We start from the raw sequence: 14,893 nt of genomic DNA on the forward strand, positions 1-14,893 counted from the left end.
TCATGAGCAGCATCTCGCCGGTCAGGTCGCAGGGGCCGGGGCGACCGAAAGACTTGGAGAAACGCGCGGCCATCCTCGCGGCGGCCAAGGCGCTGTTCATCCGCAACGCCTTCGCCGGCACCAGCATGGACGCCATCGCCGCCGAGGCCGGCGTCTCCAAGCTCACCGTCTACAGCCACTTCGGCGACAAGGACAACCTGTTCCGCGAGGTGATCCGCGCTCGCGTCGAGGATCTGCTGCCCGAGAACACCTACGACTACGATCCGCACGCCACGATCGAGCAGATCCTGCTGCGCGTGGCGCTGATCCATGCGCGGCTCGATTGCGACGTTGAGACCGTGGGCACCTTCCGCGCCATCCTGGGCGATTGCCGCCAGGGCAACCCGCGCTTCGGCCGGCTGCTGTGGGAGGAAGGCACCCTGCGCACGCACGGCCTGATGGAGCGCCTGCTGCAGCAGGCGGTCGATGCCGGCCAGCTCGCCATCGACGACGTGCCGCGCGCCTGCGTGCAGTTCTTCGCCCTCATCAAGGGCGACCTGTTCATGCGCCGCATGTTCGGCTGCGTGGACTGCAGCGAGAGCTACGCCGCCGAGATCGAGGCCACCGCCCGCGCCGGCGTGGTCACCTTCCTGCGCGCCTACGCGCCGCGCTGAACGGTGGCCGCACTCGCGGCCAGTCCCCGCTTCGTGCTTGAATAGCCATTCCAGAAGCGGGGGTGCCGGCGCAACGGCCGGCTGAGAGAGTCCCTTCGAACCTGATCCGGTTAGCACCGGTGGAGGGAGCTTCGCCGCACGACGCGGTGCTTGTCCTGTCGTGCGCTTGGCGCCGTCGCTTTTGTTGCTTCATGCGAATCCATTCGCAGGATCCCGCACATCCATGTGCGGTCGTGTGCGAATCCCTCGCGAAGAACCGCACATCCGTGTGCGGACTTTTCAAAAAAGCCAAGCCGGAGCCAACCCATGAATGCCTTGCCGTCCGACCTCGCGCGCGCCGCGCAGGAACTCTCCGCCGCGGTGACGCGGCCGATTCCCGGATCGCGCAAGATCCATGCGCAAGGCAACCGCGCCGACCTGCGCGTGCCGCTGCGCGAGATCGCGCAGGCCGACACGCCGGCGATGTTCGGCGTGGAGAAGAATCCCGCCATCACCGTCTACGACACCTCCGGCCCGTACACCGATCCGGACTATGCCGTGGATCTGGCCGCCGGCCTGCCCGCGTTGCGTGCGGCGTGGATCGCCGAGCGCGGCGACACCGAGGCGCTGGGCGACCGCAGTTCCGAGTTCGGCCGCCGCCACGCGAGCGCGCCGGAGCTGGCCGCGATCCGCTTCCCGCAGCTGCCCACGCCGCGCCGCGCGAAGGCGGGCGCCAACGTCACCCAGATGCACTACGCGCGCCGCGGCATCGTGACGCCGGAGATGGAATACATCGCCATCCGCGAGAACCAGAAGATCGAGGCGCTGGGCGACAGCGCGCTGCGCGTGCAGCATCCGGGGCAGTCCTTCGGCGCCGCGATCCCGCGCCTCATCACGCCGGAATTCGTGCGCGACGAAGTGGCACGCGGCCGGGCGATCATCCCCGCCAACATCAACCATCCGGAAAGCGAGCCGATGATCATCGGCCGCAACTTCCTCACCAAGATCAACGCGAACATCGGCAACTCGGCCGTCACCTCGTCGATCGCCGAGGAAGTCGAGAAGATGGTGTGGTCGATCCGTTGGGGCGGCGACACGGTGATGGATCTCTCCACCGGCAAGCACATCCACGAGACGCGCGAATGGATCCTGCGCAACTCGCCGGTGCCGATCGGCACGGTGCCGATCTACCAGGCGCTGGAAAAGGTCGGCGGCGTGGCCGAGGAGCTGACCTGGGAGCTGTTCCGCGACACGCTCATCGAGCAGGCCGAGCAGGGCGTGGACTACTTCACCATCCACGCCGGCGTGCTGCTGCGCTTCGTGCCGCTCACCGCGAAGCGCGTCACCGGCATCGTCTCGCGCGGCGGCTCGATCATGGCGAAGTGGTGCCTGGCGCACCACAAGGAGAACTTCCTCTACACGCACTTCGAGGACATCTGCGAGATCATGAAGGCGTACGACGTGTCCTTCAGCCTCGGCGACGGCCTGCGCCCCGGCTGCGTGGCCGACGCCAACGACGCGGCGCAGTTCGGCGAGCTGGACACGCTGGGCGAGCTGACGCAAATCGCCTGGAAGCACGACGTGCAGACCATGATCGAAGGCCCCGGCCACGTGCCGATGCAGCTGATCAAGGAGAACATGGATCGCCAGCTGGAGAAGTGCGGCGAGGCGCCGTTCTACACGCTGGGGCCGCTCACCACCGACATCGCGCCGGGCTACGACCACATCACCAGCGCGATCGGCGCGGCGATGATCGGCTGGTTCGGCACCGCCATGCTCTGCTACGTCACGCCGAAGGAACACTTGGGCCTGCCGAACAAGCAGGACGTGCGCGACGGCATCATCGCCTACAAGATCGCCGCGCACGCGGCCGACTTGGCCAAGGGCCATCCGGGCGCGCAGGTGCGCGACAACGCGCTCAGCAAGGCGCGCTTCGAGTTCCGCTGGGACGACCAGTTCAACCTAGGTCTCGATCCCGAGAAGGCCAAGGAATTCCACGACGAGACGCTGCCCAAGGACGCGCACAAGAGCGCGCACTTCTGCTCGATGTGCGGCCCCAAGTTCTGCTCGATGAAGATCACCCAGGACGTGCGCGACTACGCCGCCGAACACGGCACCGGCGAAACCGAGGCGCTGGCCGAAGGCATGGCCGAGAAGGCCGCCGAGTTCCGCGCGCAGGGTGCCGAGGTGTACCGCAAGGCCTGACTTGGCCGGCGTGGCGTGCCGGTACCGGCACGCCCGATGGAATCGCGCCGCACCCGTTTCGGAGCGGCGCGCGCCATGCAGCGTCAGCGCGGGGATGCGGCGCGGCCCGCCGCACGTGGGTCACAGGCCCGGGTTGTTGCGCTCCAGCACGTGTTCGGCGCGATAGCTCGAACGCACCAGCGGCCCGGCGACCGCTTCCACGAAGCCCTTGCCCAGCGCCAGTTCGCGATAGGCGCGGAATTCGTCCGGGGCGACGAAGCGTTCGACCGGCAGGTGGTGCGGGCTGGGGCGCATGTACTGGCCCATCATGACCACGTCCACGTTGGCGGCGCGCATGTCGTCCAGCGCCTGTTCGATCTCGGCGTCGGTTTCGCCCAGGCCAAGCATCAGGCTGGTCTTGGTCAGCGTCCGAGGCGCGAGGCGCTTGGCGAAGGCCAGTGCGCCCAGCGTCTGCTCGTAGCCCGCGCGCGGGTCGCGCACTGGGTGGGTGAGCCGGCGCACGGTTTCCAGGTTCTGCGCGTAGGTGGCCAGGCCCGCGTCCAGCACGGCGGCCACGGCATCGTGGTTGCCGGCGAAATCGGGCGTGAGCGCCTCCATGGCCGTTGCGGGCGAACGCAGATGGATGGCCTTCGTGCAGGCGGCATCGTGGGCCGCGCCGCCATCCTTCAGGTCGTCGCGATCCACCGAGGTGAGCACCACGTGGTTCAGGCCCATCAGCGCCACTGCGTCGGCCACCTTGGCCGGTTCCAGCGGATCGAGCCAGCCTTGCGGGTTGCCGGTGCTGACCGCGCAGAACTTGCAGGCGCGCGTGCACACCGAGCCCATCAGCATCAGCGTGGCGGTGCCGCGGCCCCAGCACTCGGCGATGTTGGGGCAGCGGGACTCGGCGCACACGGTATTGAGCTGGTGCGTGCGCACGATGTCGGCGACGGCCTCGTACTGCGCGCCGCCGGGCAGGCGCACGCGCAGCCATGGCGGCGCGATCCGCGTCCGGCTTGCCGGTGGCCGCGTTGGGGCGGATGCCGCCCTTGACTGTGCGGGTGCCTTGGGGACTGGCGAACTTGCTGCCGTCGGGAACGCTGGGAGTGCCGGGCATGGAAACGTTGATGGGGAGTGCATCCAGTCTCCCGCCGTATGCCGTGCGGTGCCCTGACGTGGATCCGGGCGGATGGCGCATGCGGGTGAGGAACCGATCCGCGGCGGCGAACGCGCCGCGCTGCCTTCACCCGTTTTTTCCATCCGCGTACCTAGGCTGGAGCTCCTTGCCGGCCGATGCGTCGACGTTTCCACAGGAGCCAGCCATGTCCAAAGCCAAGCCCTTCGCCAGCGACATCGCAGCCATCCGCAAGCGTGCGCGCCAGGACATCGACAAGGGGGCGATGACTGCGGGCTACAAGGCCGACCGCGCCACCGTGGTGAAGCTGCTCAACCACGCGCTGGCCACCGAGATCGTCTGCGTGCTGCGCTACAAGTACCACTACTACGCGGCTTCGGGCATCCACTCGCAGGCGATCAAGGCGGAATTCCTGCAGCACGCGAACGAGGAGCAGGGCCACGCCGACCTGATCGCCGAGCGCATCACCCAGCTCGACGGCAAGCCCGATTTCTCGCCCGAGGGGCTGGCCGCGCGCAGCCATGCCGACTACGTGGAAGGCGAGGACATCGTGGACATGATCAAGGAAGACCTGGTGGCCGAGCGCATCGCCATCGACAGCTACCGCGAGATGATCGACTACGTTGGCACGGCCGACCCCACCACCCGCCGCATGCTGGAAGGCATCCTGGCGATGGAGGAGGAGCACGCCGAGGACATGAATACCCTGCTGGAGCAACTGGGCAAGAAGGGCGAGCCGGCCAAGCCGGCGCCTGCGCGCAAGCCGTCCGGCAAGAAGGGCGCCGGGCGCAAGCGGGCCTGATCCCTCGCCCGGGTTGCGCCCGCCCGTTGCGGACGGCGGCTACCAGCCGGCCAGCACCAGCTTGCCGATGCCGGTGCCCGATTCCAGCCGGCGATGCGCCTCGCGCAGGTTCGCGGCGTTGATCGGCGCAAGCGTGTCGCGGCGGATGCCCTTCAGTTCGCCGGTGTCGATGAGTTGCGCCACGCGCGCGAGGATGCGGCCCTGCTCGGCCATGTCCGGCGTGCGGAAGCGCGGGCGCGCGAACATGAGCTCCCAGTGGATGCCGATGCACTTGGCCTTGTACGGGTCGCCGATCTTCAATGCGCCCTTCGGTTCCACGATCAGGCCCACGTGCCCTTGCGGCGCCAGCAGTTCGCCGAGGTCGTCCCAGTAGCGGTCGGTATCGGCGAGGTTGAGCGCGGCATCGACCTGCGCAAAACCCAGTGCGGCGAGTTGCGGGGCTAGCAGTTGGCGATGGTCGATGACGTGCCGTGCGCCCATGGCGCGGCACCAGTCGGCGCTTTCGGTGCGCGAGGCGGTGGCGATCACGCTGAAGCCCGCGCGGCGCGCAAGCTGGATGGCGATGGAACCCACGCCGCCCGCACCCGCGATCACCAGCAACGACTTGCTTTCGCCGCCGCGCTCGCTGTCGAACGGCATGCGCTGGAACAGCAGTTCCCAGGCGGTGATCGCCACCAGCGGCAGCGCGGCGGCGCCGGCGAAGTCCAGCGAGCGCGGCATCATCGCAGCGAGCCGCGCGTCGACCAGCTGGAACTCCGCGTTGCTGCCCGCGCGCGTGACGTCGCCGGCGTAGTACACGCGGTCGCCGGGTTTGAATCCCTGAGCATCATTACCCACGGCCTCGACCACGCCGGCTGCGTCGTAGCCAAGCACCTTCGGCTGCGTTTCGACCTGCGGCTTGGGCGCGCGGATCTTGGTGTCGACCGGGTTCACCGACACGGCCTCCACGCGCACCAGCAGGTCGTGGGTTCCCGGTGCGGGTTTCGGCAATTCCACGTCCAACAGCGATTCGGGATCGGTGATGGGCAGGTAACGGGTGAGGGCGACGGCTTTCATGGCATGCCTCCATGGGGATGAAGGAAGGATAGGCCCATGCCATGCGTGTTTGCGCAGCGCAGCCGCCGGCGAGGCGCAAGACGTTCGCATCCGGTGGCCTGCGTTGGCGGCAGGCATAAAAAAACGGCGCGCCGCTGCGAGGCGGCGCGCCGTCGTCATGCGTGCGGTCAGGCCTTGGATGCCTTGTAGCGCTCCACGCCGGCGACGATCTCGGCCTTCGCCGAATCGGCGCCTTCCCAGCCTTCCACCTTCACCCACTTGCCCTTCTCCAGATCCTTGTAGTGCTCGAAGAAGTGGCCGATGCGCTCCAGCCAGTGCGGCGACACGCCCTTGATGTCGCTGATGTGGGCGTAACCGGGGAACACCTTGGGCGAGGGGATCGCCAGCAGCTTCTCGTCGCTGCCGGCCTCGTCGGTCATCTTCAGCATGCCGACCGGCTGGCAGCGGATCACCGAACCCACGGTCAGCGGCAGCGGCAGGATCACCAGCACGTCCAGCGGATCGCCGTCGCCGCCCAGCGTGCCCGGCACGTAGCCGTAGTTGCAGGGGTAGCGCATCGGCGTGGACAGGATGCGGTCGACGAAGATCGCGCCCGACTCCTTGTCCACCTCGTACTTGACCGGCTCGGCATCCTTGGGGATTTCGATGATGACGTTGATTTCGTCCGGCACGTTGCGGCCGGCGGGCACCAGATGCAGACCCATGGGGATTCCTTGCGCGATTTTTGGAGGGAGAAAGCCGGCAAGGATACGCCACTGGCTGTTGCGATGCAGCAGCAGGCGCTGAATGCCGATGCGGAACGGCTCAGTAAGGCCGCTCGCGCAGCCACTTGGTGGCGATCCACTTCTCGCCGCGCAGCACCGGCAGCCCGGCATGCAGCGAACTGGCGTCGCCGCCCTCGTAGGCGAAATAGACGGCCGAACCGCGCAGCGCCGTCACGGTGAGGCCGACCTCGGGGAAGGCGGTGCCGCCGCCGGCCTCGGGCGTGTTGAGGTACATCACCACGCTGGCGATGCGCTGGCCACCGCGCGCGGTGATGGTGGCGTAGCCGGGCTGGTCGGGATCGAACCAGTCGAAGTGCGGCTGGTATTCCTGGCCGGGCAGGTAGTGCAGGATCTGCAGCCCTTCGCCGTGGCTCGCCGGAACGTCGAACAGTCCGGCGATGCGCTGTTCGAGCCGCGCCACCAGCGGCAGTTCGCCCAGCTTGAAGAACATGCCCACGCTGGTGCGCCGGTGATCCACCTGCTGCCCGCCGCTCGCGTCCACGGTGAGCGCGCGTGCCAGGCGCGGGCGTGCCAGCGCGATCAGCTCGTCGCATTCCTCGCCGGTCAGCAGGCCGTCGAGCACGCGCAATGCGGGTTTGTCCATGCTCAAGGAGACGCGCACTTCACGGTCGCCGGCCTTCGCCAGCGGCGGCTCGGGGTGCCGGGTGCGGCGGCCGTTCGGTGCCGGAGCGTCCGCAAGCAGGGCAGCCGGTGGCAGATTCAGCACTTCGGCCACGATGCTGCGGCTCTGTCGCGGGTCGTAGCCGTGCGAGCGCATCAGTTCGACCACGGCATGCGGGCTGTGGCCGGCTCGACTGGTGGCGAGCACCCATTCGCGGAGTTCGGGGCTGATGGTGTTGCGTATGCTCATGATGCGCGGCAAGTCGTGGACTCCGGCAAGCTTACTTCACGACCCTCGAAACGACGTGAGCCGGCCCAAGCCGGCTCACGCGTGCTCCATGCCGAAGCGGCTTACTGCAACTTGTCCCACAGGAAGTCGTACACCATCGCGTGCATGTGCGCCGACTGCTTGTTGTCCGCGCCCGCGCCGTGGCCACCTTCCAGGTTCTCGTAGAACCACACGTTGGGAATGCCCATGCCTTCCATCTTCGCGGCCATCTTGCGCGCCTGCGCGGGGCCGACGCGGTCGTCGCTGGTAGTGGTGTAGAACAGCACCGGCGGGTAGTGCGTACCCTTGTGCAGGTTCTGGTAGGGCGAGAAGGTCTTGATGAAGGCCCACTGCTGCGGGTCGTCGGGGTTGCCGTATTCGGCGATCCACGAGGCGCCGGCGTCGAGGTGGGTGTAGCGCTTCATGTCGAGCAGCGGCACCTCGCAGGCGATGGCGCCGAACAGTTGCGGGTACTGGGTGAGCATGTTGCCCATCAGCAGGCCGCCGTTGCTGCCGCCTTCGGCACCGAGATGCTTGGCGGAGGTGACGCCACGCTTCACCAGGTCTTCCGCCACCGCGGCGAAGTCCTGGTAGGCCTTCGGGCGGTTGGCCTGCAGCGCGGCCTGGTGCCAGGCCGGGCCGTATTCGCCGCCGCCGCGGATGTTGGCGATCACGTAGACGCCGCCGCGATCCAGCCACGCACGACCGATGCTGCCGCTGTAGAACGGCTGCAGCGAGACCTCGAAGCCGCCGTAGCCGTAGAGCAGGGTGCGGTGGCTGCCGTCGAGCTTCATGTCCTTGGGCGCGATCTCGAAGTAGGGCACACGGGTGCCGTCCTTGGAGGTGACGAAGTGCTGGCTCACGTCGAACTTCGAGGCGTCGAAGAAGGCGGGCTGGTGCTTGACCGTCTCGGCCGCGCCCTGGCCCAGCACGCCGCGTTCCAGCGTGGGCGGGGTGAGGAAGCCGGTGACGGTGAGCCAGTATTCGTCGCTGTGGTCGGGGTCGGTGTCGACCACTTCCACCGTGCTCATCGCCGGTGCGCCCGGCATGGCTTCGCGCTGCCAGTCGCCAGCGGTTGCTGAATTTCCTGGAGGGGTAAGCACTTCCAGCTTGCTCTGCACGTCGTGCAGTTCGTCGAGGATGAGGTGGTGCCGCGTCCACGCGTAGTTGGAGAGCGCGGTGTGCGCATCGGGCTTGAACAGCACGGTGAAGGCGCGCTTGCCGGCCATGAAGTCGTCGAACCTGGTGGCGATCAGCGCGCCATTGGGGTAGGTCACGCCGCCCACCGTCCACGGCGAGCGCAGCGTCACCAGCAGCCATTCGCGGTGCGCATCAGCGCTGGCGTCGCTGGGCACGTCCAGCTTCACCAGCTTGCCGTCCTTGCGCAGGTAGGTGTCGCTGTGAAAGAAGTCGGTGGCCACCTGCACGAAGTCGCGCTCGAAGCCGGGCGTGCGGTCGTGGTAGGCGCTCACCGCGAGGTCGCTGGGCTTGCCTTCGTACACCGTGGTTGCGGCGGCAAGCGGCGTGTTGCGCGTCCACTCCTTCACGATGCGCGGATAGCTGGATTGCGTCATCGAGCCGGGGCCGAAGTCGGTGCCGACGTAGATGTGGTCTTCGTCGATCCAGCCTGCCTCGGTCTTGGAAATCGGCAGCTCGAAGCCGCCTTTCACGAAGGACTTGGCGGTGGTGTCGAACTCGCGTACCGCCACCGCATCGCCGCCGTCGGGCGACAGCGAGAGCAGGCAGCGTGTGTAGGCGGGCTTCAGGCATTGAGCGCCCTTGAACACCCAGCGCTTGCCTTCGGCCTTGTTGAGCGCGTCCACGTCCAGCACGGTTTCCCACTTGGGATCGGCCTTGCGGTATTCGGCCAGCGTGGTGCGGCGCCAGAGGCCGCGGGGATGCGACTTGTCCTGCCAGAAGTTGTAGAGGTACTCGCCCATGCGGCTCACGTAGGGGATGCGCGCGTCGGAATCGAGCACTTCGAGGATCTGGTTGCGCGTGCGGTCGAAGTCGGCGGAGCTGGCGAAAGCCTTCTCGGTGATCGCGTTCTGCGCCTTTACCCAGTCCATCGCGCGCGGGGCGTGGGTAGCCTCCAGCCAGAGATAGGGGTCGTCGCTGCCGGCAGTCTGCTCGGCGGCCTGGGCGATGCCAGCGCCACCCACGGTGATGCCCAGCGCGAGGGCGAGCCAGAGGGAGGTCTTGGAAGTCATGGAAGCTCCTTGGGTGTGCGGCGGAAGATTTGAGGGATGCTGGTGCTCTTTAAGCTCATCATCCCGGCGCAGGCCGGGATCCAGTAGCGGCTACGCTTGTTCGGGCGATACGGTCACTGGATCCCGGCCTGCGTTGGGATGACGGACAAAGCCGGTGCAACCTCAAGTGTGGGCATGCCGTGCGGCGTGCGCCTGTGGCTGAAGTCAGGTATCCGAAAAGCGACAGGCCCCGCGAACGGGGCCTGTCGCCGTGCCGGATCGCTCAGTGCAGCAGCGGAATGATCAGCAGCGCCACGATGTTGATGATCTTGATCAGCGGGTTCACTGCGGGGCCCGCAGTGTCCTTGTAGGGGTCGCCCACGGTGTCGCCGGTAACGGCGGCCTTGTGCGCCTCCGAACCCTTGCCGCCGTGGTGGCCGTCCTCGATGTACTTCTTGGCGTTGTCCCACGCGCCGCCGCCGGTGGTCATCGAGATCGCCACGAACAGGCCGGTGACGATGGTGCCGATCAGCACGCCGCCCAGCGCCTTCGGCCCCAGCAGCAGGCCCACCACGATGGGCACGATCACCGGCAGCAGCGAAGGCACGATCATCTCCCTGATCGCCGACTTGGTGAGCATGTCCACCGCCTTGTCGTACTGCGGTTTGCCGGTGCCGTCCATGATGCCGATGATGTCGCGGAACTGGCGGCGCACTTCTTCCACCACCGCGCCCGCGGCGCGGCCCACCGCCTCCATCGCCATCGCGCCGAACAGGTAGGGGATCAGGCCGCCGATCAACAGGCCGATGATCACCATGTGGTCGGAGAGGTCGAAGCTGTAGGTGGTGTCCGGATGGTTCACCGCGAGGTTGTGCGTGTAGTCGGCGAACAGCACCAGCGCCGCCAGCGCAGCCGAGCCGATGGCATAGCCCTTGGTCACCGCCTTGGTGGTGTTGCCCACCGCGTCCAGCGGGTCGGTGACGCCGCGCACTTCCGGCGGCAGGTCGGCCATCTCGGCGATGCCGCCGGCGTTGTCGGTGATCGGGCCGTAGGCGTCCAGCGCCACGATCATGCCGGCCATCGACAGCATCGAGGTCGCCGCGATGGCGATGCCGTACAGGCCGCCGTGCTCGTAGGCACCCCAGATCGCCACGCAGATCGCCACCACCGGCAGGCCGGTGGCCTTCATCGACACGCCCAGGCCCGCGATGATGTTGGTGCCGTGGCCGGTGGTGGAGGCCTGCGCGATGTGCTTGACCGGCTTGTAGTCGGTGCCGGTGTAGTACTCGGTGATCCACACGATGGCGCCGGTGAGCACCAGCCCGATCAGCGCGCAGAGCCACAAGTTCATCGCGCCGTAGCTGAAGCCGCCCATCAGCTGCATGGTGATCGGCCAGAACGCCGCCGCCGCCAGCACGCCCGACACCGCTACGCCCTTGTACAGCGCGCCCATGATCGAGCCGCCGGGTTTCACGCGCACGAACAGCGTGCCGATGATGGAAGCGATGATGGACACCGCGCCCAGCAGCAGCGGATACAGCACGGCGGTGCTGCCGGCATTGGTCAGCGTGAGGCCGCCCAGCAGCATGGTGGCGATCACCGTCACCGCGTAGGTCTCGAACAGGTCGGCGGCCATGCCCGCGCAGTCGCCCACGTTGTCGCCCACGTTGTCGGCGATCACCGCCGGGTTGCGCGGGTCGTCCTCGGGGATGCCGGCTTCGACCTTGCCCACCAGGTCGGCGCCCACGTCGGCACCCTTGGTGAAGATGCCGCCGCCCAGGCGCGCGAAGATCGAGATCAGCGAGCTGCCGAAGGCCAGGCCTACCAGCGCATGCAGTGCGGCTTCGTGCGCCACGCCCGCATGCTTGAGGATCAGCCAGTAGCCGGCCACGCCCAGCAGTGCCAGGCCCACCACCAGCATGCCGGTGATCGCGCCGCCACGGAACGCCACGTCCATCGCCGGCCCCAGGCCCTGCCGGGCGGCTTCGGCGGTACGCACGTTGGCGCGCACCGACACGTTCATGCCGATGTAGCCGGCCGCACCGGACAACACGGCGCCGATCAGAAAGCCACCTGCGGTGGCCCAGGAGAGAAAGAAGCCGATCAGCACGAACAACAGTGCGCCTACCAGGGCAATCGTGCCGTACTGGCGATTGAGATAGGCACGCGCGCCTTCCTGGATCGCCGTGGCGATTTCCTGCATCCGTGCATTGCCCGGCGAGCGCGCCAGAACCCAGCGTGCCGACAAGGCACCATACAAAACTGCCACCACCGCACACGCGAGCACGATCCACCAGCCAAACTGCTGCAGCATCGGAGCCTCCCCATGGTTGTAATGGCCGTCCGGAACGGGCGGTCGAGGGGAGTATAGGCAGAGCCTCGCGGACAACCTGTTGTGCGGCGCAACGCATGGAGAGGCGGCCGTACCTCGGCAACCTGCATCGAGGCCTGGAGTCGCGATGTCGGATTATCCCTACGCGCGAAGTGTGACGCGGCGACATCGGCTCGCATGGATGGCGCGGCATACTTGCCCTCCATGCAAGCCGCGGCGAAAAGGCGGCGCTGCGGCCGAGCAGGCCGAACCATGCAGGATCGACGAGGGAGAGTCCGATGCCACGCTTTCGCAGTTCCCTGCTTCCCGTTGCCTTCGTTTTGCTGACGACAGGATGCCAAACCGCCATGTCCACCCAGACCGACACCATCCAGCCGCCGCCTGAAACGCATGCCGTGCCGTTGCGGTTCGCGGAACACAATTTTGGAGCGGCCTGTTACAACACCTTGAGCTGCAGCGTGGTGTACAACCACAAGCAGTTTGCGCCCTTCAGCATCGACAGGCCATCGCCGGCTCCACCTTCACCGAATTACCGGGAAAAATGGGATGCAGGGTTCATAGGCATCGAGAACTTTCCGTCCCCTGCCGTTGTTCGGTGGACGTCACTGGATGGCACAAAGCACGAGTCCGAGATTGATATAGCCAAGATCTTCAAAGAACAGCTGATCTGGCACAAGGTGCCGAAATCCGACATGGCCGATTTTTTCAGCGGCCCGGTGGCGGGTGAGCCGGATATTTTCCTGGAAGTGAACGACCACACCATCAACGTATTCACGTGGATGTTGATTCCCACCAAGACGGAGCAGATTCCAGGAAAAAAACTCAGCTATGGACGAGATGATCGGTTTCTTGTCTGGACGCACACCTATTGATCGGAGGGTATGGAATGACCCATGAAGACAAGCTCGACGCAGATGGAATTCGCGATGATGGCGTGCCGTACTACAAAGCCGATGCGCAACGATTGCAGAGTTACGTGGACGCTCGCGCAGAGCTGTCGGAGTTTGATGCTCCTGTTTTCGTTCATGCGAACAATCCGCGTGAGTATCTGTACGTTGCATCCTTCGATGGCACAGGCAACGACAAGTTCAAGGATCCAGCCCATGAGACCAATGTTGGCAAGATCGATGATCAGATCGAGGCGCTAAGGCTCTCGGGGAACGAACACATCGATCGCGGTTATGTTCCAGGCCCGGGTACTGAGGATGCGTTCCTCGCACGAACGTTTGATGGCATGAACGGCCGCACTTATGACGCGCGTGTCGAGGAGATGTACAAGAAATTCACCGACCAGGCATGGCGTTGGAAACAGGCCGACCCTGATGCCCAAATCCGCGTGGTCGACATCGGCTTTAGCCGTGGTAGCGATCAGGCGGCTGGGTTTGCGCGCATCGTGCAGGAGCGCGGCATCCAGGATCCGATGGGTGCGCACTACACCTACGACAGCCACCACCGGATCACCCATGTGGAATACACTCGCCCGCCGCTGATCGAGCCCGGTCAGGTGGCGCAGGCGGTGGGGCTGTTCGACCCGGTGGGCACCGGCGATCCGGTGAAGCACCACGACCGGCGCCTGCCGCCATCGGTGATTTCAGGCATCCAGATCACGGCTGCGGACGAGCGGCGCGGGCTGTTCAAGTCCGATCGCATCATCGATCCGGGCATGACGCCGGACGGGCGCTTCTTGGGCGTGACCGTAGCGGGTGCGCATTCCGACGTCGGCGGCAGCTATCACCGCGACGGCTTGGCCATTCGCAGCGAAAACCTGATGGTCGATTACCTCAACGGGTTGAGCGACCGTCCGTTTCTCCAGCGTCAGGCGGCGCCGGACGACCCGCGATTGGACGTGGTGCATCGTTCGGAAGACGGCATGCTGCTGTACCGGCTCGCGCCCAAGGTCGACCGGCTCAGCCACGATGGCTACAACGAATTGCTGGTGCCCAAGTCGGAAGCGAAGCAGGTGGCCGATCCGCTCAATGCCGAGCCGCGCGATGAATCGTTGAACAAGCAATTCCAGCGGCAGCGCATAGACACGGGCATGCAACCCGTCCTCCCGGATCAACCGCAGCAAGCGCCCTCCTGCGTCCTGTCGGCGCAGCTCGACCGCCTGCTGGCGGCGGGGCAGTCCAACGATTGGGGGGCTTTCAGTCGGGAGAACGGGATGCTGGCCTTTGGCGAGGCCGGTCGCGGCATGCTGGCGAATGCTGTGGCCCAGGCCTCCTGGCTGGAGCAGCAGCCGATGCCGCAAGCCGTCCATCAGCAGGCAGTGCAGCCGGCCGGCCCGGCCATGTCGTTCTGAATCGCACCGTCGAAGCCGCCAGCCAAGGAAGCCGCGCCATGCAGATGGAAGAGTTGAACGCACTGATCGACAAGACCGCGACCCTGATGGTGCAGTACGAGCGCCGCGGCGCGCACATCGACGCACGGCTCCAGGAGCTGGGCGAGGTACTGCACGGCCTGGCGCAGCAATTGCCCTCTGCGGTCAGGGGCGCAACCCATGATCTGCTGCAGACCCTGCCGGGCGAGATGGCCGACACGGTACGCAGCGGGCTCGGGCAATCGCTGGGTGCGTACAGGCAGAGCATGGATGCTGCTAACGCGGAAGTCGCGCGGGCCGCGCAGGCGTTGGCGGGGCAGATCGGCCAGCTGCAAAGCCTGCATCGACGCTTGATCTGGAAGACCTCGGCCACCGTCCTGGCCGCCCTGGCGTTGCTGCTTGGCGGCGGCGCATGGTTGTCGACGCGCTACGTGCGCGTGATCCGGGACAACCAGGTATCCGCCGAACTCATGCGGGCCTACAACAGCGCCGATGTGGTGCTCTGCGGTAATGGCCAGTTGTGCGCGAACGTGGATGGCAAGCACGCGCATTACGGCGAGCGGGGTCAGTACCTGCCGGTCAAGCCGCGTTGA

The 14,893-nt window shown here is 66.6% G+C and carries 12 protein-coding genes and 1 riboswitch; of the genes, 6 read left to right on the plus strand and 6 right to left on the minus strand.

Features of this window, described 5'->3' with window-relative positions:
* Positions 1-2: 2 nt before the first annotated feature.
* Positions 3-653, plus strand: coding sequence for a TetR/AcrR family transcriptional regulator (locus tag ACZ5Z2_RS02310; RefSeq protein WP_464760369.1), 651 nt, complete (start codon positions 3-5; stop codon positions 651-653).
* A 48-nt stretch (positions 654-701) separates the two neighbouring features.
* A riboswitch (TPP riboswitch) is annotated at positions 702-798 on the plus strand.
* A 161-nt stretch (positions 799-959) separates the two neighbouring features.
* Positions 960-2,837 (plus strand): phosphomethylpyrimidine synthase ThiC, encoded by a 1,878-nt coding sequence (thiC, locus tag ACZ5Z2_RS02315; RefSeq protein ID WP_464760370.1) that lies wholly within the window; start codon positions 960-962, stop codon positions 2,835-2,837.
* A 120-nt stretch (positions 2,838-2,957) separates the two neighbouring features.
* Here the strand turns inward: thiC and lipA are convergent, their stop codons facing one another.
* A complete protein-coding gene (gene lipA, locus ACZ5Z2_RS02320) occupies positions 2,958-3,800 on the minus strand; it encodes a lipoyl synthase (RefSeq protein ID WP_464760371.1) in 843 nt (280 codons plus the stop codon).
* A 338-nt stretch (positions 3,801-4,138) separates the two neighbouring features.
* Between lipA and ACZ5Z2_RS02325 the strand changes: the two genes are divergently transcribed.
* Positions 4,139-4,753 carry a ferritin-like domain-containing protein gene (locus tag ACZ5Z2_RS02325; protein ID WP_464760372.1) on the plus strand — a complete coding sequence of 205 codons (615 nt, stop codon included), beginning with the start codon at positions 4,139-4,141 and terminating at the stop codon, positions 4,751-4,753.
* Positions 4,754-4,792: 39 nt separating this feature from the next.
* Here ACZ5Z2_RS02325 and ACZ5Z2_RS02330 read toward each other — a convergent pair whose 3' ends face one another.
* From ACZ5Z2_RS02330 to ACZ5Z2_RS02350, 5 genes are all read right to left on the minus strand, one after another.
* The gene (locus ACZ5Z2_RS02330) at positions 4,793-5,809 is read right to left on the minus strand and encodes a zinc-binding alcohol dehydrogenase family protein (RefSeq protein WP_464760373.1); all 1,017 of its coding nucleotides are present in this window, start codon (positions 5,807-5,809) and stop codon (positions 4,793-4,795) included.
* A 167-nt stretch (positions 5,810-5,976) separates the two neighbouring features.
* Complete coding sequence (gene ppa, locus ACZ5Z2_RS02335; RefSeq protein WP_464760374.1) at positions 5,977-6,513, minus strand: inorganic diphosphatase; 537 nt, start codon at positions 6,511-6,513, stop codon at positions 5,977-5,979.
* 100 nt (positions 6,514-6,613) lie between these two features.
* Positions 6,614-7,444 carry a 2OG-Fe(II) oxygenase gene (locus ACZ5Z2_RS02340; RefSeq protein WP_464760375.1) on the minus strand — a complete coding sequence of 277 codons (831 nt, stop codon included), beginning with the start codon at positions 7,442-7,444 and terminating at the stop codon, positions 6,614-6,616.
* Positions 7,445-7,545: 101 nt separating this feature from the next.
* Complete coding sequence (locus ACZ5Z2_RS02345; protein ID WP_464760376.1) at positions 7,546-9,672, minus strand: prolyl oligopeptidase family serine peptidase; 2,127 nt, start codon at positions 9,670-9,672, stop codon at positions 7,546-7,548.
* Between the two features lie 262 nt (positions 9,673-9,934).
* Positions 9,935-11,965 carry a sodium-translocating pyrophosphatase gene (locus ACZ5Z2_RS02350; RefSeq protein ID WP_464760377.1) on the minus strand — a complete coding sequence of 677 codons (2,031 nt, stop codon included), beginning with the start codon at positions 11,963-11,965 and terminating at the stop codon, positions 9,935-9,937.
* Between the two features lie 365 nt (positions 11,966-12,330).
* Between ACZ5Z2_RS02350 and ACZ5Z2_RS02355 the strand changes: the two genes are divergently transcribed.
* From ACZ5Z2_RS02355 to ACZ5Z2_RS02365, 3 genes are read left to right on the plus strand one after another with little or no spacing between them, the layout of a single operon-like run.
* Positions 12,331-12,855 (plus strand): hypothetical protein, encoded by a 525-nt coding sequence (locus tag ACZ5Z2_RS02355; RefSeq protein ID WP_464760378.1) that lies wholly within the window; start codon positions 12,331-12,333, stop codon positions 12,853-12,855.
* Between the two features lie 14 nt (positions 12,856-12,869).
* Positions 12,870-14,282, plus strand: a complete 1,413-nt coding sequence (locus ACZ5Z2_RS02360) for a phospholipase effector Tle1 domain-containing protein (RefSeq protein WP_464760379.1) — start codon at positions 12,870-12,872, stop codon at positions 14,280-14,282.
* Positions 14,283-14,320: 38 nt separating this feature from the next.
* A complete protein-coding gene (locus ACZ5Z2_RS02365) occupies positions 14,321-14,893 on the plus strand; it encodes a relaxation protein (protein WP_464760380.1) in 573 nt (190 codons plus the stop codon).

The organism is Rhodanobacter sp. G1 (genome assembly GCF_055397855.1).

Excerpts from the sequence above, each read along its gene's own strand:
- ACZ5Z2_RS02355 (WP_464760378.1), top strand. The coding sequence starts at position 12,331 with ATGTCCACCCAGACCGACACCATCCAGCCGCCGCCTGAAACGCATGCC.
- ACZ5Z2_RS02345 (WP_464760376.1), bottom strand. The coding sequence starts at position 9,672 with ATGACTTCCAAGACCTCCCTCTGGCTCGCCCTCGCGCTGGGCATCACC.
- ACZ5Z2_RS02325 (WP_464760372.1), top strand. The coding sequence starts at position 4,139 with ATGTCCAAAGCCAAGCCCTTCGCCAGCGACATCGCAGCCATCCGCAAG.
- ACZ5Z2_RS02365 (WP_464760380.1), top strand. The coding sequence starts at position 14,321 with ATGCAGATGGAAGAGTTGAACGCACTGATCGACAAGACCGCGACCCTG.
- ACZ5Z2_RS02330 (WP_464760373.1), bottom strand. The coding sequence starts at position 5,809 with ATGAAAGCCGTCGCCCTCACCCGTTACCTGCCCATCACCGATCCCGAA.
- ACZ5Z2_RS02310 (WP_464760369.1), top strand. The coding sequence starts at position 3 with ATGAGCAGCATCTCGCCGGTCAGGTCGCAGGGGCCGGGGCGACCGAAA.
- ACZ5Z2_RS02350 (WP_464760377.1), bottom strand. The coding sequence starts at position 11,965 with ATGCTGCAGCAGTTTGGCTGGTGGATCGTGCTCGCGTGTGCGGTGGTG.
- ACZ5Z2_RS02340 (WP_464760375.1), bottom strand. The coding sequence starts at position 7,444 with ATGAGCATACGCAACACCATCAGCCCCGAACTCCGCGAATGGGTGCTC.
- ACZ5Z2_RS02360 (WP_464760379.1), top strand. The coding sequence starts at position 12,870 with ATGACCCATGAAGACAAGCTCGACGCAGATGGAATTCGCGATGATGGC.
- ppa (WP_464760374.1), bottom strand. The coding sequence starts at position 6,513 with ATGGGTCTGCATCTGGTGCCCGCCGGCCGCAACGTGCCGGACGAAATC.
- thiC (WP_464760370.1), top strand. The coding sequence starts at position 960 with ATGAATGCCTTGCCGTCCGACCTCGCGCGCGCCGCGCAGGAACTCTCC.